General features: G+C 35.2%; 26 protein-coding genes and 1 pseudogene. 22 read left to right on the plus strand and 5 right to left on the minus strand.

Annotation, left to right across the window (positions count from 1 at the left end; all coding sequences use genetic code 11):
• Window positions 1–23 precede the first annotated feature (23 nt).
• Genes ACQV2P_RS04215 through ACQV2P_RS04225 form a run of 3 tightly spaced genes read left to right on the plus strand, consistent with a single transcriptional unit; the run spans window position 24 to window position 2,751 of the window.
• On the plus strand, window positions 24–1,688 hold the full coding sequence (locus ACQV2P_RS04215) for an LPXTG cell wall anchor domain-containing protein (protein ID WP_428894660.1): 1,665 nt from the start codon (window positions 24–26) through the stop codon (window positions 1,686–1,688).
• Between the two features lie 55 nt (window positions 1,689–1,743).
• A complete protein-coding gene (locus ACQV2P_RS04220; protein ID WP_428873397.1) occupies window positions 1,744–2,100 on the plus strand; it encodes a thiol reductase thioredoxin in 357 nt (118 codons plus the stop codon).
• 24 nt (window positions 2,101–2,124) lie between these two features.
• Complete coding sequence (locus ACQV2P_RS04225; RefSeq protein ID WP_428875194.1) at window positions 2,125–2,751, plus strand: hypothetical protein; 627 nt, start codon at window positions 2,125–2,127, stop codon at window positions 2,749–2,751.
• Between the two features lie 143 nt (window positions 2,752–2,894).
• Here ACQV2P_RS04225 and ACQV2P_RS04230 read toward each other — a convergent pair whose 3' ends face one another.
• On the minus strand, window positions 2,895–3,200 hold the full coding sequence (locus tag ACQV2P_RS04230) for an N-acetyltransferase family protein (RefSeq protein ID WP_428875193.1): 306 nt from the start codon (window positions 3,198–3,200) through the stop codon (window positions 2,895–2,897).
• 210 nt (window positions 3,201–3,410) lie between these two features.
• On the opposite strand from ACQV2P_RS04230, the gene ACQV2P_RS04235 reads away from it, so the two are divergent.
• Complete coding sequence (locus ACQV2P_RS04235) at window positions 3,411–3,860, plus strand: hypothetical protein (protein ID WP_428894661.1); 450 nt, start codon at window positions 3,411–3,413, stop codon at window positions 3,858–3,860.
• Window positions 3,861–3,903: 43 nt separating this feature from the next.
• Here ACQV2P_RS04235 and ACQV2P_RS04240 read toward each other — a convergent pair whose 3' ends face one another.
• Together ACQV2P_RS04240 and ACQV2P_RS04245 are read right to left on the minus strand one after the other, a co-directional pair.
• Entirely contained in the window at window positions 3,904–5,259 is a 1,356-nt protein-coding gene (locus ACQV2P_RS04240) for a putative glycoside hydrolase (RefSeq protein WP_428873393.1), read from the minus strand.
• Between the two features lie 19 nt (window positions 5,260–5,278).
• Window positions 5,279–5,911, minus strand: coding sequence for a YkyA family protein (locus ACQV2P_RS04245; protein ID WP_428894662.1), 633 nt, complete (start codon window positions 5,909–5,911; stop codon window positions 5,279–5,281).
• Between the two features lie 128 nt (window positions 5,912–6,039).
• On the opposite strand from ACQV2P_RS04245, the gene lspA reads away from it, so the two are divergent.
• The 5 genes and pseudogenes from lspA (at window position 6,040) to ACQV2P_RS04270 (ending at window position 9,060) form a co-directional block, all read left to right on the plus strand.
• The gene (gene lspA, locus ACQV2P_RS04250) at window positions 6,040–6,498 is read left to right on the plus strand and encodes a signal peptidase II (protein WP_428875190.1); all 459 of its coding nucleotides are present in this window, start codon (window positions 6,040–6,042) and stop codon (window positions 6,496–6,498) included.
• Complete coding sequence (locus tag ACQV2P_RS04255) at window positions 6,495–7,433, plus strand: RluA family pseudouridine synthase (protein ID WP_428875189.1); 939 nt, start codon at window positions 6,495–6,497, stop codon at window positions 7,431–7,433. Before lspA ends, ACQV2P_RS04255 begins: the two co-directional genes overlap by 4 nt.
• Window positions 7,434–7,455: 22 nt before the next feature.
• Window positions 7,456–8,184: a DUF2786 domain-containing protein gene (locus ACQV2P_RS04260; RefSeq protein ID WP_428894663.1), complete on the plus strand. Its 729-nt coding sequence runs from the start codon at window positions 7,456–7,458 to the stop codon at window positions 8,182–8,184.
• A 313-nt stretch (window positions 8,185–8,497) separates the two neighbouring features.
• Window positions 8,498–8,710 (plus strand): annotated as a pseudogene (locus ACQV2P_RS04265) (hypothetical protein); the annotation flags it as partial.
• Window positions 8,710–9,060: a pyruvate kinase gene (locus tag ACQV2P_RS04270; protein WP_428875187.1), complete on the plus strand. Its 351-nt coding sequence runs from the start codon at window positions 8,710–8,712 to the stop codon at window positions 9,058–9,060. The pseudogene ACQV2P_RS04265 and the gene ACQV2P_RS04270, both read left to right, overlap by 1 nt.
• Here the strand turns inward: ACQV2P_RS04270 and nth are convergent.
• A complete protein-coding gene (gene nth, locus ACQV2P_RS04275) occupies window positions 9,038–9,670 on the minus strand; it encodes an endonuclease III (protein ID WP_428894674.1) in 633 nt (210 codons plus the stop codon). The genes ACQV2P_RS04270 and nth overlap by 23 nt on opposite strands.
• Before the next feature lie 175 nt (window positions 9,671–9,845).
• Between nth and ACQV2P_RS04280 the strand changes: the two genes are divergently transcribed.
• From ACQV2P_RS04280 to fsa, 3 genes are all read left to right on the plus strand, one after another.
• Window positions 9,846–10,523 (plus strand): deoxynucleoside kinase, encoded by a 678-nt coding sequence (locus ACQV2P_RS04280; RefSeq protein WP_428873385.1) that lies wholly within the window; start codon window positions 9,846–9,848, stop codon window positions 10,521–10,523.
• Window positions 10,504–11,166 (plus strand): HD domain-containing protein, encoded by a 663-nt coding sequence (locus tag ACQV2P_RS04285; protein WP_428873383.1) that lies wholly within the window; start codon window positions 10,504–10,506, stop codon window positions 11,164–11,166. Before ACQV2P_RS04280 ends, ACQV2P_RS04285 begins: the two co-directional genes overlap by 20 nt.
• Window positions 11,167–11,264: 98 nt before the next feature.
• On the plus strand, window positions 11,265–11,921 hold the full coding sequence (gene fsa / locus ACQV2P_RS04290) for a fructose-6-phosphate aldolase (protein WP_428875247.1): 657 nt from the start codon (window positions 11,265–11,267) through the stop codon (window positions 11,919–11,921).
• A 45-nt stretch (window positions 11,922–11,966) separates the two neighbouring features.
• On the opposite strand, the gene ACQV2P_RS04295 is transcribed toward fsa, so the two are convergent.
• A complete protein-coding gene (locus ACQV2P_RS04295; protein ID WP_428873381.1) occupies window positions 11,967–12,248 on the minus strand; it encodes a DUF1294 domain-containing protein in 282 nt (93 codons plus the stop codon).
• Between the two features lie 165 nt (window positions 12,249–12,413).
• On the opposite strand from ACQV2P_RS04295, the gene ACQV2P_RS04300 reads away from it, so the two are divergent.
• From ACQV2P_RS04300 to ACQV2P_RS04345, 10 genes are all read left to right on the plus strand, one after another.
• Window positions 12,414–13,091 carry an LPXTG cell wall anchor domain-containing protein gene (locus tag ACQV2P_RS04300; RefSeq protein ID WP_428894664.1) on the plus strand — a complete coding sequence of 226 codons (678 nt, stop codon included), beginning with the start codon at window positions 12,414–12,416 and terminating at the stop codon, window positions 13,089–13,091.
• Window positions 13,092–13,302: 211 nt separating this feature from the next.
• Window positions 13,303–15,144: a heavy metal translocating P-type ATPase gene (locus tag ACQV2P_RS04305; protein ID WP_428894665.1), complete on the plus strand. Its 1,842-nt coding sequence runs from the start codon at window positions 13,303–13,305 to the stop codon at window positions 15,142–15,144.
• 132 nt (window positions 15,145–15,276) lie between these two features.
• Window positions 15,277–17,040 carry an ABC transporter ATP-binding protein gene (locus ACQV2P_RS04310; RefSeq protein ID WP_428894666.1) on the plus strand — a complete coding sequence of 588 codons (1,764 nt, stop codon included), beginning with the start codon at window positions 15,277–15,279 and terminating at the stop codon, window positions 17,038–17,040.
• Window positions 17,027–18,811, plus strand: coding sequence for an ABC transporter ATP-binding protein (locus ACQV2P_RS04315; protein WP_428873375.1), 1,785 nt, complete (start codon window positions 17,027–17,029; stop codon window positions 18,809–18,811). Before ACQV2P_RS04310 ends, ACQV2P_RS04315 begins: the two co-directional genes overlap by 14 nt.
• Window positions 18,812–18,941: 130 nt before the next feature.
• Window positions 18,942–19,307 (plus strand): DUF937 domain-containing protein, encoded by a 366-nt coding sequence (locus ACQV2P_RS04320; RefSeq protein WP_428894675.1) that lies wholly within the window; start codon window positions 18,942–18,944, stop codon window positions 19,305–19,307.
• A gap of 348 nt (window positions 19,308–19,655) precedes the next feature.
• Entirely contained in the window at window positions 19,656–20,147 is a 492-nt protein-coding gene (locus tag ACQV2P_RS04325; RefSeq protein WP_428873373.1) for an FUSC family protein, read from the plus strand.
• A 25-nt stretch (window positions 20,148–20,172) separates the two neighbouring features.
• Window positions 20,173–21,162 (plus strand): MsnO8 family LLM class oxidoreductase, encoded by a 990-nt coding sequence (locus ACQV2P_RS04330; protein WP_428873371.1) that lies wholly within the window; start codon window positions 20,173–20,175, stop codon window positions 21,160–21,162.
• Between the two features lie 85 nt (window positions 21,163–21,247).
• Window positions 21,248–21,511: a YkvA family protein gene (locus ACQV2P_RS04335; RefSeq protein ID WP_428873370.1), complete on the plus strand. Its 264-nt coding sequence runs from the start codon at window positions 21,248–21,250 to the stop codon at window positions 21,509–21,511.
• A gap of 128 nt (window positions 21,512–21,639) precedes the next feature.
• Window positions 21,640–22,431: a Cof-type HAD-IIB family hydrolase gene (locus tag ACQV2P_RS04340; protein WP_428885050.1), complete on the plus strand. Its 792-nt coding sequence runs from the start codon at window positions 21,640–21,642 to the stop codon at window positions 22,429–22,431.
• 11 nt (window positions 22,432–22,442) lie between these two features.
• A complete protein-coding gene (locus ACQV2P_RS04345) occupies window positions 22,443–23,522 on the plus strand; it encodes a M42 family metallopeptidase (RefSeq protein WP_428873368.1) in 1,080 nt (359 codons plus the stop codon).
• Window positions 23,523–23,617 lie beyond the last annotated feature (95 nt).

Consider the following 23,617-nt stretch of genomic DNA (forward strand, 5'->3'; position numbering starts at 1 on the left):
CAAAATAGAGGATTGGGTGAATTATGAAAAGGATAATAGTTGTTTTAATGCTCTTTACTCAAAGTTTCAGTTTACCGAATGTTCATGCTCAAAAAGGTGAAATGACTTATCTCAAAAGCCAAACCGATAAAAATATGGTATCTTTAGAAGCTTGTCAAATACTTTTAAGAGAGACCCCACTGACTTCTTCAAATAGTCAAGAAATAATCTCAGATAAAGAGTTACAAAATCAATTTGAAGCCAATCAAGTGCGCATGACAGCCATTAATGAACGCTATCAAATTTTGAACCAAGAAATTATTTCTATTCAAGAAGGGCCTAGCAATTCCTTGAACGAGGCAAATCTTGCATTGGAAGAGGTCATTGAAACTCTTTACCAAAATTTATCAATTGAGCAGCAAGATTTTGTTTCCCTATCTGCTCAAGAGCAATTAGCCTTAATCAGTCAAGATGAAACAGTTATAGAATGGCAAGCTTACATTGAAGAGTTGAATCAAATTTTGGATCAATATATTAGTGAACAAGCCGAATTAGAAGCAGAATACCAACAATTACTCTATGATAACGAAACTTTAGGGGATCAAATTCAAAGTAGTAAGGAAACAACGGCCCAACTTAGTCAATGCCAGCTTTATCCTTATTCAACAACTGCTTACCTTATCAATCAAGAAAATATGCAATTAGACGCTTCAGATCTAGCGACTTTAATCGTCTCAATCGATAATTATTTACAAAAGATTGTCCCCAAAGCCTATGCTAAAGTTACTTTTCAACAAATTTATGATCTTTTTAATAAAAAGATGACTGTTGAAGAACTAAATAATAAGCTTACTGACAAGGAAGTGATTGTATTAGATGATTTTACTTTTACCTCTTACCAATATGCAAAAGAATTGAGCTTATTTGATATCGAAGTGATGGCTTACCAAGCCTTGAATAATTATTATATAAATAATAAGGCTGAAGTTTATCACACTGTTTATAGTAATTTATTAAATCTAAAAGAAAGCCAATTACATTACTTTTATCTAATTAATAGTGAATTATTTGAAAATCTTAAGCATTATCTTGCAAATTATCTTAACCAGCATCAATTAATTAGTGATGAAAACATCCAACAAATTAAAACACTTCATGACCGTTATCAAATGAAATTAGTTTTATATAATGAGAATAATCAGACTTGGTCAGCTAATTTAGGGGCTGATTCGGGCTATTTATTAGAATATCAGGCAAAAGACTTACTTCAAACTCAAACGCCTAATAATGAATCAGCAGATATGGCTAAAGAAGATGTAAAGCATGATCAGCCAGTAGATCAGGTCAAAAAGAACCTAAATGATAGAGGGTTACTCAAACTAGAAGATAAGCAAATAGCAAATGAAACGGATAAACAGGATAATTTAGCCTTCTTAAAAGACAAACTAGCCAATAAGACTAAAGGCAAAAAAGCCAGTAATTTAGCTAAACCCTCTGATAAAGATAAAAATATCAAAGACAAGACGCAATCAAATGATAAAAAATCACAACTTTTACCAACTACTAGTGAGCAAAAGTTCTATCTCAATATCGCATGGTCTCTATTGATAATTGGCTTAATCGCCTTATTAATTAACCGCTACTTTAAACAGCTTCAGCATAAAAAGCGAATACAAGATCATCTTTTCAATGAGGAGGATCTATTTTAGTTTCACTATTTAAAAACTTTCGATATAATAAACCTAATCGAAAGGGGCGTTTTATATGGATATAAATGATTTTAATGAAGCAGTTAAGCACTTTAAGCAAATAGATAGTCATGAAGCTTTTGAATTAATAGAAGCAAAAGAAGGGAATCTTATTTTTGTAGGTCGTGAGACTTGCCCATATTGCCGTTTATTTGTTAGTAAGTTAGCGGAAGCTGCGATTACAAGTGATTTAAATGTTTATTTCTTACATTCACAAACTCAAAATGACCTAGAAGGAACACAAATGTTTCGTGAAAAATATAACGTTGTCACAGTTCCTGGATTAGTTTATGCTGATTCGAATCGTACAGAAACAGTTTGCGATTCTTCTATGAAAGTAGAAGAGATTATTGATTTTGCTAGAGCATACTAGCTTAGTTAACAGAGGAGAGTAACATTGCAAGACAAACAAAAACAAGTAAAAACTCCTAAAAGCCCAATTGTCTGGTTTTTCATTATGATTATTCTATTCTCAGCTACCATGTTGTTACGGCTAAAAAGTGACTCTATTCAAGAAGCAGGTCAAAGTTTTGGAATACAATCTCAAGTTGCCAAGGAATCATCTGAATCCTTAGCACTTTCAACAACAGAAATAACTGAGTCAAGCACTAAGACCAAGCCTGACCAAACTAGTCAAACAACGGTTGAAGAAAGTTCTATTTCATCTCAAGAATCTGATCAAATCAGAATCTCAACAACTATCGAAACGATAGAAAAAATTGAATCCAGTGAAAGTTTTGAACAAGCCTATACTCAATTACCACCAGCTAAAACTTATTCTATTTTTCAATTTAAAAACAATGAAATTCAAGATCGATTTGTAAAACGTGCTTTTGAAGTGATGATTCAACGTCTCATTGATGAAGATAAATTTTTCTCTGCTGTAGATTATCAATTAACTATCGATCCAACATTGGACGATAATATCTATATTTTGCATCTAGAGGAAAAATACGCTGATCAATTAATAGAACGAGGGTATTACCGCTTTGATTATCGTGGAAAGAAAGTTACTACATATTAAGTCAAAAAGCTCGGTACGGATTTAAGTGTCCTTATCGAGCTTTTTAAATCATAATTCTTTACTTAGCCAAACCCATTCCCAAATTTGATCGAATTTGCGTTCAAATTTAGGAAAATTTCCTCTGATTATAAAACTTTAGGTTTTTAAAAATCGATCTGATTTTGTTGATGAATCGGTAGACATGTAAGCAAGTTGATGATTTCTTTGGCTTTTAATCGACTTTCTAGTTCTTGATAGAGTAAATTTTTAAGTGTCCATTCATCATGCTCTGCTAATAAATACATAGCAATATTTGCTGAATGTTGATATGCTCTGCGAGGCGAAAAAGGGTAGGCATAGGCGAAGCCAATTATCTCTTGATCCATAAGAATTAGAAGAACGGCATGACTTTCTTGATAGCGAGTGACTTTTTCTTCAAATTTTTGGTTAGAAGGAACAGGACTTTCCAAAGTTAGCTGACTGTTTTGAATAAAGTCTTAAAAATTGTTTGAATATCGTCAATATCACAAGGTCTAGCATCCTTGATGCTTATAAGTGGCATAAGACACCTCCTTTTGATATTCTATAATAAATATTTGAGCTTAAAATCAAAAATCATTGAAAGCGTTTACCTTTATAGTTATAATGAAAGTGTCAATTAAGTTAGAAAGGATGATCAGATGAGTCATAAAATTTATACCAATTATTGGATGAATCGTCGTGATAATGTTGTGAAAGAACATGGATCTTACGCTACAGAGTCAGAAGCTCTCAGAGGGATAAAAGCTTGGTGGGAATTACAAAAAGATAATTACAAAGATGTTGTGGAAAGACGAACCAATTCAGGAGCTTTAGAAATCACTTACGGGGATAATAATTATTATTATCGTATTGTTGAAAGGGAGATGGATGAGGAACTTCCTTCATTGAAAGTAAAATTAAGGAGTCAAGGAGAAATTGAATCCTTAAGGAAGAAATATTTATTAGAAGATGAGCAAGTTTTATTTGATGAATTAGCCGAGCCTTATCGCGACCGTTTAGTCGAGGCTATGGGAGACGGTAAAAAAGTTCAAGATTACATATACGACCTGCAAGGTCGCATGATACGTCCTCTAAAAGTTGATAAATAATAAAATAAAAGAAGCTGAATATCCAGCTTCTTTTTTGTATGGTTTAGTAATAGTATTCATTACCTGAAGACTCAGGAGCGTAATCTACGCCTTCGTTAAAGATACCAGATGGATTCCAAAGAAGAAATTCAGTAATTCCATTTTCTTCCAAAGCAACAATTTGTTGTTGAACTTGAAGAGGTCCATATTCTTGATAGGTACCAGGTGCCAGATTCCAGTCAGTAAAGTCTTGTAACCATGGACGACTATTTGCCGCATTGGTAATATTTTTTAGGATGAGGTTTTCAGAATACATATATTGATCAACTAAGTTATAAGGTTCTAAGTCAGGAGCCGGTATACCAAAAAATCCTAAACCCCAGTGAGAAGGGTAGATCATAGAAGAAATCGTATCGACTCTTTCAGCAATTTGTTCAAAATTTTGACCGATTCCACGTACATCAGGAGCGTCCCCAGCAATTGCAGTATATCCAAAGATATCAGCTGAAACATCTGCGCCATATGGGGCTAATTTATCATTGGCTTCTTCTAAGAAATCATTAATGGCATAAACCCTTTCTTGTCCAAATTTTTCAGGGTCATCGGTTACATAGGTTTGATAGTTACCAATATTATAATCTAGTTGATCTGAGAAAGTTTGGAAACCTTCAGGGAAACGAACATAGTCAAATTGAATATCTTTAAAACCTAATTTAGCAGCTTCGATAGCAATAGTAATGTTGTAGTCCCAAATTTCTGGAAGGAATGGATTAATAAATTTAGCACCATTACCATCCTGCCAAATTTCTCCTGTTTCACTATCTTTAAAGGAATATTCAGGTTTGGCTTCAGCCACTAGTCGATCTTTGAAAGTTACAATGCGAGCGATTGGATAAATTTGACGTTTTTCTAATTCTTTCAAAAGTTCTTTAATATCTACATTGTTATAAGAATTTTGATTAACTAAAGGATTGTCTGTTTCTAATTTTGTTTGAATAACCCCCTCATCATCCTTAAAATCAATAACCACTGCATTTAAGGCGGTGGTTTCAACATAATCTAATAGGTAGTTTAGTCGTTCAGGATCAGAAAAAACAGAAGGAGCAAGATAAATGCCTTTAACACCTTCTTCAGGATAGGTAATATCGATGCCTGAATCATAAAAGAGGACAGAAGGTAGTTTCTCAGGTGCGGTAAGAATGGGATTATTGTGAGGCGATAAGCCCTCATAAGTATTATTTTCTCCTTGATTAATGCGGTTGTTGAATGCCACTACTTCTTCATCTGAATAGGCTAAGACTACTTCTGGAAGTTGGACTTTTTTGGCTTCTTTTTTATCTTCTACTTTTGGTTTACATGCTACTAGCAAAAGCATTAAAAAGGAAAGTAAAGTCAATTGTAAAATGCGTTTTTTATTCATTTAAATCACCGCTTTCTAATTATTTGCCTGTAAGATTAACAAGGTAGACTTTTAAATTAACTAAGAGTGTATTTAAAGGTTCAAAGTATTCGAGAATTTGATCTAAGTTCATATTATTTTCCGTATATAAAAGATTAACATTATCAAAAACAGCGAAGAAACTCTCATGATCAATTTCTTCACTAGTGATAGATTGATAAGACTGATCTTCTATTTCAATGTTTTCAAGATAATTAGAAATATAGATATCTGTTTTATCACATAGATTGGTCGTATATTCAATAACTTTTGTTATTTGATCTTTGGGAAGTTGATCGTTTTCTGGTATGTCTTTAAGCTCTTGGCATAATTCAAGTAATTGCTGACGGCTTTCTTCCATTTCAGCTAATAAATCTTTGCGCTTTGCGATGTTTTTGTTAAGAGGATTATCACTCTGTCCAAAGCCGGATAAATCTTCACTTAAATTAATGGTCGCTTCAAAATCTTGTTGAAGATCCAATTCACGGTTTTGAATTTCACTAACATTTCCAATAATTAGAGTAACATTGTCTTGGATGAGACCAACAGTTCGTTTAGCTCTTTCTAATGAGTTTCCACAAGCAATAATGAGAATAGATAGGCTTAGGAGGATTAATATTTTTTTTGTTTTCATCGTTTCTCCTTGTCATTCATTTATAGTTTATCTAAATTGAACTTTTTAATACATCTAGTATATAATAATAGGTATTGTAAACACAAATATTATAACAAATTAGAATTAATTTGGACAAGGAGGATTAAATGACGACCACTTTTATCATAACGGCTATAATCGTAATACTTGATCAAGCTTTAAAAATATGGACCCAAAATCATTTAACGCTAAATCAAACGCTAGAAATTATTCCTGATTTTTTTCAGTTAAACTATATTCATAATACAGGAGCGGGTTGGGGCTTATTTGCCGGCCAACGTTTTTTCTTAATAGGGGTAACTTTTTTAGTGATTTTCTATTTAGTTTATTTAATTTGGAAAAATCGCTACCATAGCCCTTGGACTAAACTTGCTTATGCACTTTTATTAGGAGGGGCAGTTGGCAACTTAATTGATCGTTTAGTGAGAGGCTATGTAGTAGATATGTTACAGATTCGTCTGTTTGATTTTCCAATTTTTAATTTGGCAGATGTGGCGCTTACTCTAGGCGTTATTTTATTGATTATAATGGTTATATGGACCGAAGAAGGAAGTGATTTAATTTGACAGAAGCATTAAAGCTCTCTAATAATGAAGCAGATCAAGACCGTTTAGATAAAGTTTTGACTAATTATTATCCAAATTTTAGTAGATCGCAATTACAAAAATTAATTAAAGAAAAAAGAGTAAAAGTTAACAATCAATTTTTAAAAGCTAACGCCATTTTAAAAGGGGATGAGATGATTACGATTGATTTTCCTGAAAAAGAAGCCAGCCCTGAAGAATTCGAGTTGATTGCTGAAGTGATGGAGTTAGAGATTATCTTTGAAGATGACAGTTTTTTGCTTGTTAATAAACCAGCTGGGATGGTTGTCCATCCTGCTAAAGGACACACTAACGGAACTCTAGTGAATGGCCTCTATCATTATTTAGGAAAAGCGCTATCCCAAGGCTTTCAATCTTACCGACCAGGAATTGTTCATCGAATTGATAAAGATACCTCTGGTTTATTAGTAGTAGCAAAAAATGATCAAGCCCATCGTCACTTAAGTCAACAATTGGTGGATCACACCATGGGGAGGACTTATGTCGCTTTAGTTAATGGGCAAGTTGAAAGCGACTCCGGACATATTGAAATGCCTGTTAAACGTGACCCATCCAATCGCTTAAGATGGCATGTGGATCCCTCGGGTAAAGAAGCTATTACTGATTTTCAAGTGCTGGAACGTTTTCAATACGCCACATTAATGCAATTAAAGTTACAGACTGGTCGGACTCACCAAATTCGCATCCATATGGAAGCTATAGGTCATCCAATTATAGCCGATCCACTTTATCGCAGAAATCTTCAAAATTTACCGGGGGAATTAGCTAATCAAAAAGACGGGCAACTATTACATGCAAAGGCCATTGATTTATTACATCCTGTTACAGATGAGCCCTTACATTTTGAATGTCCATTGCCCTTAAAGATGCAAAAAATTATAAATAGTCTAAAATAGTTAGAAAAGGAGGGAAGTAGAGATGTCTGAGACTAATCAAAAGATTTTAGCTAAGATCCGAAATTTATTGACTTTAGCTGAAGATGGCGGAAATGATGAAGAGAGCCAAACTGCTTTGCTGATGGCTCAAAAACTGATGTTAAAACATAAAATCTCTCAGCAAGAAGTTTCTGATAAAAAAAGTCCAGAAATCATTTTACGCTCCTTATCAGTCTATAAACGCTTGTATTGGTGGGAAAAAGTTTTAGTTAGGATTATCGCCGATAATTTTCGTTGCATGTTTTATATCCAAAGTAACCGATTACCTCATCAGCATTCGGTTCAACGCAAAATTGTTTTAATGGGTTTTCCAGAAGATGTGGATCTTGCTTTTCAAATGTTTAATTTAGCAGCGGATACAATGAAGTATTATTCTAAAATTCATCTAGCTAAATTAAGTGAAGAAGATTTAAGCAGCAATCCTCTATCTCAGTTGAGAAAATCCTATTATCAAGGATTTATGGACGGACTTAAGGAAAAGTTTGATATCCAACGTCAAGTCATGATGAATGAAAATGAAAAGTATGCCCTGATTATTCAAACGCCAGAAGCTGTCAAAGAAAAATTTAACCGAGAAATAACGGGTTCACTCACATTTAATCAACCTTCCTTTTCGAGATCTAACCATGCCTATCAAGACGGCTTTCAAAAAGGAAAAAATGTCAATCTCACCCAAGCTCAGATAAATCACCAAGCAGAGTCCAATCATTAAAACAATTTTATAATTGGATATTTACTATGATTGAAGCCAATCGGCGTCTCTTAGCCAAATGATTAATTGTAGAATGGATCTTTTTATATGAGCAAGTCAAATTCCGACGATTTATTCTGCTTTAAAAATTGGAGATTCGGTTTTAATTGATGATGGGGTAATTACTACAAAAGTGAGTAAAGCAAATGATAAGTATGCTGTATTAGGGATAAAAAAGTAAAGAGAAGATCCAAGCGCCAAAAAGCTGAAAAAGGGACTTCACTTTCCTCAAACAATTTTTGAAACAGATATTTTAAATTAAAAAGACAAGCAAGGTATCGCTTTTGCTTGTCAATGTGCCGATGTAATTGCTTGCTCATGCATTAGAACTGCTCAGGATATTAAAGAAATTCAAAAACAACTTCAAATTGAATTAGGTAAGGCTGCGAGTTATATGCCAATTATGGTTAAAATAGAAACCGTCCAAGCCATTACGAAGCTAGCTGAAATTATCTTACAACTGCGAGCTAGCAGCCTTTCGCTTTAATGATCGCGCGTGGCGATTTAGCTGTTGAAAGAGTTTATATTCGCTTAGCCGAACTTCCACAGCCAATCATGTGGATGGCTGAAGCAGCTGATGCCCCCGTCGTTTGGGGCACAGAAGTCTTCGATAAATTAATTAAAACCGGTGTGCCGAGTCGCTCTGAAGTAACAGATGTTACTGAGGGAGCTCGCTCAGATTGTGTCATGATAAACAAAGGCGATTATGCAGTGGCAACGATTAAAATGCTTGATCCTATCTTTAAAAGAATGCAAGGTCGCCTCGACCAAAAGACACCACAACTTAGCGTTCTAAATCGTGCAAATCTAGGGTCTACTCCTCCTCTTGACAAGTAAAGAGTTGAGGATAGTTATGGCACTCTGGATTGCGCGGATGACAAATTCTCCTACCGAATAGGATTAAAGATTGATGGGCTTGAGTCCATTGGTCTTTATCCAAGACCTCCATTACACGATTTTCAACTTTACGAACACTCGCACCAGGATCAACAATCTGATGATGGAGGCAGATACGATGGATATGCGTATCCACTGCAAAGGCAGGAATTCCAAAGCCGACACTCAAGACCACGTTGGTTGTTTTACGACCAACTCCGGCCAGGGCTTCAAGATCTTTACGATTACCAGGAATTTCACCTTGATGGCGTTCCATTAATTGATTGGCACATTTGTGGAGATAATTTGCCTTGTTGCGATACAAGCCGATTGTTTTTAAATAAGGCATTATCTCTTGCGGGCTCGCTTTTGCAAGTTCTTTAGGACTAGGGTAGGCGGCAAATAAGGCAGGCGTCACTTTATTAACCGCTACATCGGTTGTTTGAGCACTCAATAATACAGCTACTAATAATTGATAGCGGTTTGAGAAATTTAATTCTGCTTTAGCATCTGGAAATAGAGCAATGATTTCTTCTAATACATGACGTGCACAGTGGTTAGTTAGCATAATAACACCCTTTCTAAAAATTAATCAATTATCAGTCTTTAATGACTATCATAAGTAATCTCTGTCAATTTCTCAAATATTTTTTTACAGATAAAAAGATAGTCATCCACAAGATTTTGTGTTAGTATTAAAAAAACGACACTACATCTTGTGTTATTTTTTAATTTAGGAGGAAACCATGGCTATGATAGTTATTGGAGGAATGATTGGAGCTGGCAAAACAAGCTTAGCGACTTTTTTAGGTAAGGCCTTAAAGAGCCAGGTGTATTACGAAAATGTAGATGATAATCATATCTTACCCTTATACTACACCGCAAGTGAAGAAGAACAAGAAAGAAAAAGGTATCCATTTTTATTACAATTAGACTTTTTGTCCAGTCGTTATCGTGATATCAAGAAAGCTTTTTATCACCCACATAATATAATAGATCGTTCCATTTATGAAGATTGGTATTTTGCCAAGGTCAACCATCAAGCGGGTAAAATTTCGGACGAAGAATTTATTATTTATGAGAAATTATTAGACAATATGATGGAAGAATTAGAAGATTTACCCAAAAAAGCACCCGATCTGATGGTTTATTTACATGGATCTTTTGAAAGCATTTTAAAAAGAATCAATCAAAGAGGTCGCGATTTTGAACAAGACCCTGAATTAATCGAGTATTATTATCGTCTATGGCAAGGTTATGATGATTGGGTAGATAACCATTATCATGCTTCCCAAGTTTTAAAGATATCGATTGATGAATTGGATGTCTTAAATAATCCTGCTGATGCAAAAAAAGTGATACAAATGGTTATTGTTAAACTAGAAGAGCTAGGGGTTCCTGCCGATGGATATGGACAAGATTAAAGACTTTAGCAAAACTTATTTAAGACAAGAAAAAAGTGGGCATGATTGGTTACATATCCAACGGGTGGTTGCCAATTGTGAGCAAATAATCAAACATATACAAGAGCCTATTAATGTTGATGTTGTTTTGGCAGCTGCTTATACCCATGATTTATTAGATGAAAAAATAAAAGTTGATTACCTCCTTACGGAAAAAGATGTAAGACATATACTTAAAGAAGCCCAAATGTCTCTGGAAGAAATAGAGCAAGTCTTACGTATTATAAAAAACCTCTCTTTTGCTGCCAATTTAATAGAAAAACAACACTTAACATTGGAAGGCCAAATTGTTCAAGATGCCGATCGCCTAGATGCAATCGGTGCGATTGGTATTGCTAGAACTTTCTACTACGGAGGTAGCAAGGGGCATAGTCTTTATGATCCGAAAGCTGTTCATACTTCGGCACAAGCTGTATGCTCCAAAGAAACTTATCGTCAAGTAAGAAACGTACGCCAACATTTTGATGATAAGTTATTAAAGCTCAAAAATTTAATGAATACTAAAGCTGGGCAGGAAATGGCTAAAAATCGTCATCAGTTAATGATTGACTTTCTACAAGCTTTTGATCAAGAAACCCTCTCAAATACCAATCAATTGAGTTAAATGGCCTGGGCAGTTGACTATAAAGTTTTCAAGATTGAAATAATTCTTTAAGCTTGTTATACTCAAAGAAGTAAACGAATACAATTAGGAGGCCCTATATGAAATTCTTTTTAGATACTGCAAATGTTGAAGAAATTAAGCGCATCAACGACCTAGGTTTGGTGGATGGCATTACTACCAATCCTACATTAATTTCTAGAGAGGGAAAAGATTTTGAAACAGTTATCAAAGAGATTTGTTCAATTGTTGATGGACCTGTTTCGGCTGAAGTCATTGCCTTAGATTATGAAGGCATGGTTAAAGAAGCTAGACAAGTTGCCCAATGGGCAGATAATATCGTGGTTAAAATTCCGATGACTGAAGCAGGCTTAAAAGCTGTTAATACATTGTCTAAAGAAGGAATTAAGACTAACGTCACACTTATTTTCTCAGTGGCTCAAGGCCTTTTAGCGGCTAAGGCAGGTGCCACATATATATCTCCATTTATTGGACGAATCGATGATATGGGAGAAGATGGTATGGAATTGATTGCTGACTTACGCTTAGTTTTAGATAACTATGCATTAGACGCTGAAATTATTGCTGCTTCCATTCGTCATATTGGACATTTTGAAGCCACAGCTGTTGCAGGAGCAGATATTGCAACGGTACCCGGCAGTCTATTCCCTAAATTATGGTCTCATCCATTAACTGACAAAGGAATTGCTGGCTTCTTAAAAGACTGGGAAGCTTTTCAGCATAAACAATCTAAATAAAAAGAAAAAGGATCTAGCTTTTAGATCCTTTTTAATTAATTATTTTTAAAAATTTAGACCAGTCAGATAACCCACAAAGGCCACAATCATTAAGCAGGATAATCGGGCAGTTGCTAAAAATATCCCTTTACGGCTCTTATGACGGCAGAGATAGATAGCTATTAGACCACCTAAGCCCCCTAAACAAAAGGTGGCTATTAATAAGCTTTTTTCTGAAATACGCCAAAGCTGATGTTTGGCTTTATATTTATCAACAGCATAGAGTGAAAAAACAACAATATTCCAAAGACCAAGCAGTCCTATGACAAAGTAAATATAAGTCGGCATAAGTCACCTTTCTATTAATAAGTTAATATTATTATAACGCTAAACGGGCTAAATAGAGCGATGGTTCTTGCAAAATAAACTGATTATTAATTTAAGCAAAACATTTTTCTAAAGACAAGTAAATGAGTTATAATGGTTATAACAAAATGACAGAGGAGAATGTATATGATAGATACAAGTACTTTATTATTGATACTCGGATTGGTTATTATTTTAGGAGCCATTTACTTCTTATCACGTAAAAGTAAAGATTCAAATAATAAACTTCAGGTTACTGACAAGACTATGAACGATCCTTTAGGTCCGGTTCATATTAATTCTGATATTGATTCTTCAACCAATGCTTTAGGGGAAGATCCGTTCAAAGATAACGTTCCTTTACGTGAAGGTCAAGCAGCTCAAAAAGCTCAGCATTATAATGATGAAATAGGAGTAAATCCTGATGAAGCAAGTGAAGCAGAGGACGGAAAAACTCCCCCCCTAAATAATAGTCAAAACGCATTTACCTCAAGTGAATCATTCGACCATTCTTCTTATCGTTTTGTTCACTATCAAGAACTAATTGATAATAATGGCTTAAAAGATGAATGGGTGCAACTTGAAGGGAAAATCGCATCGTTCTTTACTGAAGATTTAGGAGTAGAAGGCGCTATCGCCTTAGGTTCTTTATCTACTAGCCAAGAAGAACCCGTTAATCTTGTAGCTTTAAAATTCATTAACGAGACGGACCAAACGCTAAATACAGACGATCATGTCAAAGTTTATGGTAAGATGCAAGGCTTAAAAGTTTCTAATAAACAGCTTGTTCCAGCCATGTTAGTCGATCATTTCGAAAAGATTTAAAAACACCTTGACAAAAAATAAATAGACGGTATAATATGATTATAAACTTTAACAATTAAATATTTCTGATCAAGCGGTGATATAATCATGCAGCCCGGTCCTCATTGCGAGGACAGCAGAGATACCTTAGCGTACCTGTGAGACAGTTTTCATTAACTGTCTTTGGTGCGCTTTTTTTGTTAGAGAATTACGAAAGAAAGAAGGAGATTTTGTGGTGGTTAGTATCTTTAGGAATCGTGAAGGGCAGTTTTTTGCCATAGGAACTATCTTAATGATCGCAGGTTTCTTATTTTCATTTAATCCTCTTTTGAGTCGGTTTGCTTTTTATTTAGCTATTTTCTTTTTAGGCTTTTTTGCCACTAAAGAAGCTGTCAGTGAGACTTTTATTGAAAAAAAATTGAATGTAGACCTCCTCATGGTTTTAGCAGCTTTAGGAGCTGTTATTATTAATTATGAGTCTGAGGGAGCTATGCTTTTATTCATCTTTGCAGGGGCCGAAGTTTTAGAAGAATATGCAACCAATAAATCTACTAAGGCCATCGAAGAACTAATGGGGCATGTGCCTAATGTAGCCTTAAAAATTTTACCAAATGGTGAAACGAAAGAAGTGCCTACAGATAGTTTAGAAATAGGTGATCAAGTATTGGTAGCTAAGGGTGATGCCTTACCAATCGATGGTTTCTCAGATCGATCGGTAATCATAAATGAAGCTGCTTTAACCGGAGAATCTTTACCAGTAGAAAAAAATCAAGGCGAAGAAGTTTTTGCTGGTACAATCAATGAAGGAAATTCTTTTAGACTAGAGGTAAGTAAGCTAAGTAAAGATACAGTCTTTTCTTCCATTATTCGGATGGTTCAAGAGGCCCAGTCCAATCCATCTAAAATAGCGAGTTTTATCGATCGCTTTGAATCGCATTATGCTATGGGTGTTTTAATCGCTGTGCCTTTATTCATTGTTGCCTTATATTTTTTAGTGGATTATTCCTTCCAAGAGGCTTTCTACCGCGGCATGGTCTTGCTAACGGTGGCTAGTCCCTGTGCGTTAGTTGCTACGGCTACTCCAGCCACTTTATCAGCCATTTCTAATGGAGCTAAAAATGGTATTTTGGTCAAGGGTGGAGCAGCCATGGAATCATTAAATACCATGGATATTCTATTTTCAGATAAAACTGGTACTCTAACTCAAGGTGTCTTTGATGTGGTTGATTATGAGCTAGAAGAAGACTACTTAAAAGAAGTAGTTTATATGGAACAAGGTTCCAACCATCCCATTGCTCTAGCAGTTGTTAAGCATTTTAAGGATCTAGACTTGTCGGAAGTAGATATCCATGAAAAGGTGGAAGAATTACCAGGACAAGGGATGAAAAAGGGAGAAATTCAAGTTGGAAAGCCTTCTACTTTTGAACACTTAGCAAATTATGCACAATATATTGATCGAATAGAAGAAGGGCATACAACTATCTTTATCGCTAATCAAGAAAAAGTATTAGGTTATCTCTCATTAGCTGATAAGATTCGTTCCGAATCAATTGAAGCGGTTAAGAAATTCCAGCAAGCCGGAGTAGAAGTTGTCCTGATTACTGGGGATAACCATCAAGTTGCTAAAAAAGTAGGTCACCAGGTAGGGATTGAAGACGTAGTGGCTGAATGCTTACCCAAAGATAAAATAAAATATGTTAAAGAAAGTCAAGCAAAGGATAAGGTAGTGGGCATGATTGGCGATGGAATTAATGATGCTCCTGCTTTAGCCCATGCTAATATTGGTATTGCCATGGGATCTGGCTCTTCTATCGCGATGGAGTCATCTGAAATTATCGTTGTAAAAAATAATTTATTGAAACTATTTTATTCTTACCAGTTGAGTCATAAATTAAATCGAATCATTAAGCAAAACATTATCTTTGCTATTAGTGTCATCTTTATATTAATTGTCCTTAACTTTCTAGGTACTTTAGACTTACCTTTAGGTGTAGTTTTTCATGAAGGCTCTACTATTTTAGTTATTTTAAACGGTCTTCGTCTTTTAAGACAAAACGAGTCTTTAAATGAATAATTTTTACTTTTAATCTCGGTTCTCTCCCATTTTTGGTATTTTGGGAGAGTTTTATGCATTTAATATGAAATCGAGATTAAAATATACTACAATAAGAGTTACTTGAAAAAAATATAGAGAGGAAGAAAAATAATGTTTGCAATTTTTCGCAAATTAGCATGGTTTTTTAAATTAAGATGGAAGACCTATACCTTGGCAATAGGGGGGTTGATTTCTTGTGCGGTTTTATCTGCAATAATTCCTTTATTAATTGGTCAAGTAGTTGACCAAATGGCAAAAGGTAGTCTAACTTCATCCTCTCTTTTACAGTATATGTTATTGCTTTTATTGGTCGGTCTAATGATGTATGGCTTACGTTATATGTGGCGATCGAATCTATTTACTAATTCCACTATTTTAGAGTCGATTATGCGTAATAAATTATATGACCACTTTACAAAAATGGATCAAACCTTTTACGGAAAATACCGTACCGGTGACTTGATGGCTCACGCTACTAATGACCTACGAGCGTTACGCTTTGTAGCTGGGGGAGGTATTTTAACCTTAACTGATGCCTTATCTATCACAATCGTCACACTTTTTTCCATGGTAATTATTATTGATTGGAAGTTAACACTCTATACAATTGTTCCTTTCCCTTTGCTTATTTTTGTTTCAAGATACTTAGGTAAGTGGATTAATAAATACTTTAGAGAGTCCCTAAGAGCTTTTTCTAAAATGAATGATCATGTGCAAGAAAGTGTAGCTGGAATGACAGTCATTAAAGCCTTTGGCGAAGAAAAAGAAGACCACTTAGACTTTGTAAAAGCAACTGATAATGTAATTGCTCAAAATCGTAAGGTCCACTTAGTCAATTCAGCCTATTCTCCTATCATTAACTTAATTACAGGATTAACTTATGTTTTAACAATTATCTTTGGCTCATACTTTGTCAGTGAGGGTAGAATCTCGATTGGTCAATTGATTGCTTATTTTTCTTATTTAGGTAATATGACATGGCCACTTTTAGCAGTGGGTCGTTTAGTCAATACCATGGAAAGAGGGAATGCATCCTATGACCGGGTAACAGAACTCCTAGCTCAAAAGGCGAGTGTTACTAATCCAAAAGATGGCATTAAGAAACTTCCATTTAAAAACCTAAAGGTTGATATCAAACAATTTACCTATCCTACTAGTGAAGAAATTAATTTACAAGATGTTACTTTTGAACTAAGCGAAGGACAAACATTAGGAATTGTCGGTAAAACTGGTTCAGGCAAAACGACCCTTTTAAACTGTTTAGTTCGTCTCTATGATTTAGATCAAGGTCAGATTTTATTTGACAATCAAGATTTAACTAAGATTGATTTAACTTACTTAAGAGACCATGTAGGCTATATTCCGCAAACAAACCTGCTGTTTTCAACTTCTGTTAGAGAGAATGTTCGTTTTGGCCGGCCAGATATGTCACAAGATCAAGTGGAACATTACACTCAAATAGCTGATATTCACCAAGATATTCTTGATTTTACTGATGGCTATGAGACGGAAGTAGGTGAGAGAGGGGTATCACTTTCTGGCGGTCAAAAACAAAGGATTTCAATTGCAAGAACGCTGGCTATGCAGCCTCGAATTTTATTAATGGATGATGCCCTATCAGCAGTGGATGCTAGAACTGAACAAGCTATTTTAAGTAAGTTAAAAGATGAAAGAGATAATGGCATTTCGATTATTGCGACTCATCGCCTATCTTCTGTTATGCATGCCGATGAGATTATTGTGCTAGACCAAGGGAAAATAACTGAAAGAGGAAACCATCAAGAGCTAGTTGCCTTGAATGGTTGGTATGCCAATATGTTTACCCAACAACAATTAGAAGAGAAATTAGGAGGTGAAGTCGGTGAAGAAGAATAAGAAAACTAGACAAACTAAATTTTCAATTCTTGAACAAATCGATATCTTACGTTATCTCTTCTCTTTCGCTTCCAATCAGTGGTGGCGGTTTCTTATTTCTGTCATTGCAATGATTGCTTCCTCATCTATTGCTGCCTATTTGCCGATTATTATTAAACGTTATTTAGACAGTATTTCAGCTGGTCAAGTGACAAGTTTTAATATCACCATCAAAGTGGCTTTAACTTATTTGGGCCTCTTGATTATAAGAATGATCTTGATTTATGCCAAAGATTTTTACTTCTTTATGGCGAGCGAATACACTGTGGCAAGTATGCGTAACCGTCTGTATTCAAAACTAGGCCGGTTAAGTATGAACTATTTCAACCAAACTCCTAACGGCGAAGTTGTTTCGCGCATTACAAATGACACTGAAACAATTAAAGAGTTCTGGAATGTTTTCTTAACTTTTTTTGATGGCTTCATTAATGCTGTAACCGTTGGAACAGCTATGTTTAGTTTACACGCTGGTATTTCTTGGATGTTTATTGCCTTTCTACCTTTAGTGTTTATTCTAATTTATATTTATCAAAAAATATCGACAGTCGTATACCGCAAGATGCGGTCTGCTCTGGCACGAGTGAATGCTAAATTGGCCGAATCGACTATGGGAATGTGGTTAATTCAGCAGTTTAATCAGACCGAGCGTATGAAAGATGAGTTTGACCAAGTTAACCAAGAATATGTTAAAGCAAGAACGAATATGTTCAAAATGAATGCGATCTTTTTAATGCCAGCGGTTAATTTGATTGAACAAATTGTTCTAGTATTAGTAATTTGGATTTTTGGTAATCAACTATTAAAAGGAAACAACTTAGATATCGGTATAATTTATGCTTTCACCTCTTACTCCAAGTCATTCTTTAATCCAATTGGTAATATGTTGGATAGTCTTTCTGTTTATCAAGATGGCCTGGTATCTGCTTCCAGAGGGCGTAAGCTGTTATCAAACTCAGATATTAACCCCAGCCAAACTAATAAGAAAATTCAAAGACAATTGGATGGCGAAGTTTCAACTAAAGATTTAAGCTTTTCATATGACCAAGAGCAACTGGTGCTTAAAGATATAAATATTCAAGCCCATCAAGGTCAGATGATTGCTTTGGTCGGACACACTGGATCTGGTAAATCGACCATCATCAATCTCTTAATGCGGTTTTATAACTTTGATCAAGGAGAAATTAATTTTGACGGAGTCTCTATCAAAGACTATGACATAGAGACCCTAAAAGACCAAGTCTCCTTAGTACAACAAGACGCTTTTATGTTCTATGGTAGTATCAAGGATAATATTCGTTTGCATGGAGACTATTCGGATGAAGAAGTAATTGCAGCTGCAAAATTCACCGGAGCTGATCACTTTATTGAAGCTTTCCCTGATGGTTATGACCATTTAGTAACCGAGGGAGGAGCTTCCCTATCAGCTGGTCAAAAACAATTAATCAATATTTCGCGCTCGGTGATTCGCCAACCTAAAATCTTAATTCTTGACGAGGCAACGGCCTCCATGGATACTGAAAGTGAGCAATATATTCAGACAAGTTTAGATAAAATTAGACAACAAGCTACTTTAATAGTGATTGCCCACCGTTTATCAACCATTAAAAAAGCTGATCAAATCTACGTTTTGAATAAAGGAAATATTATTGAAGTTGGCAAACATGATGAACTAATTGCTCATCAAGGAATCTATTACGATATGTACCGTTTACAGTCCTTAAAAGAAAAATAGTTAAGTTGCTAAAGCCTCAGTCAGCGTTTTAGTAGTTCTTTCTTAATTTTTACATTATCCTTAAATAATAAAACTTTAAAGAGTTGATGATGATGGGCTTACTTGATGCATTGAATCTATTAGATAGATTATTACAAGGTTCAAAGGCACAAATAAGAAAAATCTTGCTAATAAAGCAGGCTTAAATTTAGGAGTCTTGGGTAAAATTGCTACTATTGGTTTACCAATTATCTTGACAGCAATTAATAAAAAGACTCAAACACTTGAAGGCTTAGAATCCAATAATAATGCTTTAAGCAAGCATGAAGACATTAATGACTATCCATCCGTCGACCAATTAAGCGAAAATGTTGATCCTCAAGATAGAGATAAAATTCTAGCTCATGTCTTTGAAGATAAGCCAATTATTTTTGATTGTATCGCCAACACTTTAGAATTGTCTGTGAATGCTGTTAAGCGAACTTTGATTGTAGTAGCACCCTTGCTATTAAAATAGATGGTCGATCGTAAAATGGCTAAAAAACTAGATAAAGAGGGCCCTCAAAAAGAAGTCAGTCAGACTTATGAAAGAGTTAATTCTTCTTTAAAAGAGCGTGGAGAGCCTCCAACTAGCGCAGGTAATACCCTATAGGTGATCAAGCTGCATCCTGATTATAAAGAACAAACTAATGGCGAGGAAGGTATCCTGGGTGGGATTTTGGATATATTTAAATAATGCTAAAAAAGTTCGCTATTCTTAGCGGACTTTTTTAGCTTCATCCCTTTTTAGGGAAAATATGCGATATAATGATTATCTAGAGAAGCCGTGCTATAATAATTCTATCTATTTAAAGAGGGTGTTAAATTGGATTTTTCAAAATCGCCGGTCGGTATGCGTACTTTTAAAACAGCAGTCGCTGTCTTTCTTTGCATTCTTTTTTCCTTTTACGTCCTTAAAATCAGTCCAACCCTTTCTTGTCTAGCGGCTATTTTTTCACTCAGACAGGACTTGGAAAGTAGTTATACCTTTGGTAAGGCAAGAATTATGGGTGTTCTTTTATCAGGTGTGGTGGCTTTATTATTTATTTTCCTCTTTCCGATTACATCTAGCCAAGATGAAATATTGATTATACTCGCTCCAATAGCCATTATCTTATATATTTCTGTCGCTAATCGTATTCACTTACAAAAAGGAATTATAACCGGCTGTGCCACTATGCTAGTAATTTTTTTTAATATACCTGTAAATAATCAATTAAGCTATACGCTGATTCGTTTGTTTTCAACGGTCATGGGAGTCCTTGTGGCCCTTGCCATTAATTATCTCTTACCCAGTCCGTCAGATAAAAACCATTAACTCAATACTTAAGAAGGAGATTAAAATGAAATTAGGAATTCATGATTTATTACCCTTAAATGAAGGAGAGTCCACTCAAACCAGATATGAAAAGACCATTGAAATGGTTAAAGAATTGGAAGCTATGGGGTATGATCGCTACTGGGCTTCAGAGCATCATGGTAGGTCTAACCTGGCTAGTTCTGCTCCAGAAATTTTATTGGCCTATTTAGCAGCAGTTACCAAACAAATTCGCCTTGGGACAGGTGGAACAATGATTGTAAACTATTCCCCCTTAAAAGTTGCTGAAACTTTTAAGACTCTAACTTTATTAGCACCCGATCGGATTGATTTTGGTATTGGAAGGGCGCCAGGAACGGATTACAATGGTATGATGGCTCTTTCTCAAGGAAATTCGATTGATTTTGACCATTTATATGACAAAGCTCAAGTCATATTAGATTATATGACAGATACTATTCCCAAAGGATTTTACGGCCTGACTCAAGCCATTCCAGTTAAAACCCGGACTATTGCTCAACCTTGGATGTTAGGGTCATCTGGGCAATCCGCTATCAAAGCCGGTCAAATGGGATTGGGATATTCTTTTGCAAAATTCTTTGGAGTAGAAACGGAAACTTCTGTATTTAAAGCTTATCGCGATCATTTTCAACCCAGTGAATTTTTCCAAGAACCCAAAGTGATGGTTTCCTATAAAATTATTTTAGCTGATTCAAAAGAAGAAGCAGATTATTGGGCAAGACCTTCCGAAATTACTCATATTCGTAAAAATAATTTAGCGTTAATGTCTTCTGAACGTGCTCAAGCCATCGATTTAAGTTTAGAAGAACAAGCTATGCTAGACGAAAAATATCAAAGAAGATTTATCCTAAAAGGTACACCAGAACAAGTTGGAGAGATTCTACATGAAGAAATTGATCGCTTAGGCATCGATGAATTAATGGCTTATATGCCCATACCTGATCAAAGAGCACGTCTACATTCTTATAAACTACTGGCTGAACTTTTTAAATAAAGTCAGACTCTAGTTGGATTAAAGTATAACAACAATCATTTAGAATATAATTGTAGAGTCGTAGTCAACCGAAAGAAGTGATTAAATGAAAAAGAAACCGATTAAATTAACTTTAGTCGAAAAGTTTCCACTCTTTATAACATCCTTATTCAAGAGAGAAACACCCATCTTAGCTAGAGTTCTAATTTTTGCAACTTTTTTATATGTCTTACTACCAACCGATTTGCTGCCCGATTTTTTAGGTCCTTTAGGCTTTATGGATGACGCTTTATTACTTCCTTTAATGGTTAACAGTGTGGTCAAACGTTTGCCTGAACATATGCTTCAGCAAGCAATTAAAGCCAATTAATACTATGAATTCGCCAAGTTCACTTCAAATTAAGTGAACTTGGCTTTTTGCTTATAATTTATTTTATATAATATTTGGGGTATACTAAATCAGGTAATGATAACAAATTATGTAAGTAAGGAGAAACTATGTTTAAATTATTTTTATCCGATTTAGATGATACACTTTTGGATCATAATAAGAAGTGGAGTCCCAATTTTGAACAATTTAGAGCCACTTTGGCTGAAAAAGATGTCGCTTTCACATTAGCAACTGGTCGCTCAGCTAAGGCTGTGCAACCCATTATTGATGAATTAGATTTAAAGCTTCCTTATGCGACCTCTAATGGCGCTAATATTATGCTAGAAGGACAAGTAATTCAGTCCTTTAGCTTTCCTATTGGACCTTTACGTCCTTTAATCGAAGTGGCTTTAAGCATGGGACTAACGGTTGTTTATGTTGTGAATGGGGAAGAGTTTGCTTTAGAGGATACTGAGTTTATTCGACATGAATTGAAAAACAACTTTACTGAACAAATCATTCGCCCAATTAAGCCAGAAGATTGGGCTAGCATGGAAGTGGATAAATTCTTAATCGTCGATGACCATCCACAAACAGCTTTGTCTCGACTCCATGCTTTAGTTAATAATCTTAAACCAGAGTATCGCTATCTTACTTATTCAGATTGGGCGATGGATATTGTAGCAGCGAATGTTAGTAAAGGGAGAGCCTTGCATTGGATCGCTGATTATCTAGGAATTACTAGCGATCAAGTTATAGCTGCTGGTGATAACCACAATGATATTGACTTATTAAAAGAAGCAGGGCGTAGTATTGCTGCTTTCAATGCTTTAGACGAAGTTAAACGAACAGCCATGATTACAGCTAAGAAAAAATATGGTGATGGGATTATTGAAGAAGTACTCAAAATATTAGAATAGGAGAGAATAAAGTGAATTATCAACACCTAATTCGTGATTTAGTAAACGCTAAAGGGGCGCCTGGCTTTGAAGATGAAGTCTTAGAGGTCCTTAATAAGTATAAGGGAGCTTATAGTCTACAAATCGACAACCTTAAGAATGCTTATTATAACCTTGATCAACTAGACCCTTTAAAACCCACCTTGATGTTAGACTCCCACACTGATGAAGTAGCCTTTATGGTTAAAGCAATTGATAAGAGCGGTTTAATCCACTTACAGCCTCTAGGTGGTTGGCTAGCAGAACACGTTTCGGCCCAACATTATTTAGTCCGTGATAGTCAAGGTCATTACCACCCAGGTATTTCAACTTCTAAACCAATTCATTTTATGACTGCAGAAGAAAGAGCCAAAAAGATAACCTTATTTGATTTAAAAATTGATGTTGGGGCAAGTAGTCGTCAAGAAGTGATTGAAGATTTTAAAATTACAATCGGGCAACCGATTGTGCCTGCTACAAAATTTGCTTTTAATGAGCGCAATCAAGTAATGTTTGGCAAGGGATTTGATAATCGAATCGGTGTGGCCGTTTCGGTGGCTATAATGAATGAGATGAAAGATCATCTTAAAGATCTACCTTTTAATCTTGTCGCAGCCTTTGCTGCCCAAGAAGAAGTGGGAATGCGTGGAGCAGTCATTACTAGTAAACGTGTGAATCCCCAAATGGCCTTGGTTTTTGAAGGAACCCCTTCGGATGACTTTACTGCCGATGAATACTTGGAACAAGCTCGCTTAGGAATGGGACCTCAATTACGTTACCGGGATAACTCTTATATTGCCAACGAATGGTTACTCAATCGCATTCAGCAACTAGCTACTGAAAAAAATATTCCCTTACAACATGCGGTAAGAGAAGGTGGTTCAACCAATGCTGGGTCTATTCATCTTTCTAACAAAGGAGTTCCTGTAGCTACTTTAGGTACTCCGACGCGTTATGCGCATACTAATTATTGCTTCTGCTCTTATAAAGACTTCGAAAATACTGTGGACCTGAGCCTAGCATTCGTTAAGAACTTAACAGCAGAAGACTTTAACCATTTTGAATTAAAGTAAAAGAATACAATGGATTCAGTAATTAGCAGACTTTTTCATGTAAAACTGAACGTTAAAAAGAAAAAAAGTCTTTATTAACTCATTTAATAAAGAAA

The organism is Facklamia sp. P12932 (assembly GCF_050409545.1).
GTDB lineage: Bacteria > Bacillota > Bacilli > Lactobacillales > Aerococcaceae > Facklamia.

Excerpts from the sequence above, each read along its gene's own strand:
- ACQV2P_RS04330 (WP_428873371.1), top strand. The coding sequence starts at position 20,173 with ATGAAATTAGGAATTCATGATTTATTACCCTTAAATGAAGGAGAGTCC.
- ACQV2P_RS04340 (WP_428885050.1), top strand. The coding sequence starts at position 21,640 with ATGTTTAAATTATTTTTATCCGATTTAGATGATACACTTTTGGATCAT.
- ACQV2P_RS04285 (WP_428873383.1), top strand. The coding sequence starts at position 10,504 with ATGGATATGGACAAGATTAAAGACTTTAGCAAAACTTATTTAAGACAA.
- ACQV2P_RS04300 (WP_428894664.1), top strand. The coding sequence starts at position 12,414 with ATGATAGATACAAGTACTTTATTATTGATACTCGGATTGGTTATTATT.
- ACQV2P_RS04220 (WP_428873397.1), top strand. The coding sequence starts at position 1,744 with ATGGATATAAATGATTTTAATGAAGCAGTTAAGCACTTTAAGCAAATA.
- ACQV2P_RS04245 (WP_428894662.1), bottom strand. The coding sequence starts at position 5,911 with ATGAAAACAAAAAAAATATTAATCCTCCTAAGCCTATCTATTCTCATT.
- ACQV2P_RS04310 (WP_428894666.1), top strand. The coding sequence starts at position 15,277 with ATGTTTGCAATTTTTCGCAAATTAGCATGGTTTTTTAAATTAAGATGG.
- ACQV2P_RS04235 (WP_428894661.1), top strand. The coding sequence starts at position 3,411 with ATGAGTCATAAAATTTATACCAATTATTGGATGAATCGTCGTGATAAT.
- ACQV2P_RS04270 (WP_428875187.1), top strand. The coding sequence starts at position 8,710 with ATGATCGCGCGTGGCGATTTAGCTGTTGAAAGAGTTTATATTCGCTTA.
- ACQV2P_RS04295 (WP_428873381.1), bottom strand. The coding sequence starts at position 12,248 with ATGCCGACTTATATTTACTTTGTCATAGGACTGCTTGGTCTTTGGAAT.
- ACQV2P_RS04260 (WP_428894663.1), top strand. The coding sequence starts at position 7,456 with ATGTCTGAGACTAATCAAAAGATTTTAGCTAAGATCCGAAATTTATTG.
- ACQV2P_RS04240 (WP_428873393.1), bottom strand. The coding sequence starts at position 5,259 with ATGAATAAAAAACGCATTTTACAATTGACTTTACTTTCCTTTTTAATG.
- ACQV2P_RS04280 (WP_428873385.1), top strand. The coding sequence starts at position 9,846 with ATGGCTATGATAGTTATTGGAGGAATGATTGGAGCTGGCAAAACAAGC.
- ACQV2P_RS04335 (WP_428873370.1), top strand. The coding sequence starts at position 21,248 with ATGAAAAAGAAACCGATTAAATTAACTTTAGTCGAAAAGTTTCCACTC.
- ACQV2P_RS04215 (WP_428894660.1), top strand. The coding sequence starts at position 24 with ATGAAAAGGATAATAGTTGTTTTAATGCTCTTTACTCAAAGTTTCAGT.
- fsa (WP_428875247.1), top strand. The coding sequence starts at position 11,265 with ATGAAATTCTTTTTAGATACTGCAAATGTTGAAGAAATTAAGCGCATC.
- lspA (WP_428875190.1), top strand. The coding sequence starts at position 6,040 with ATGACGACCACTTTTATCATAACGGCTATAATCGTAATACTTGATCAA.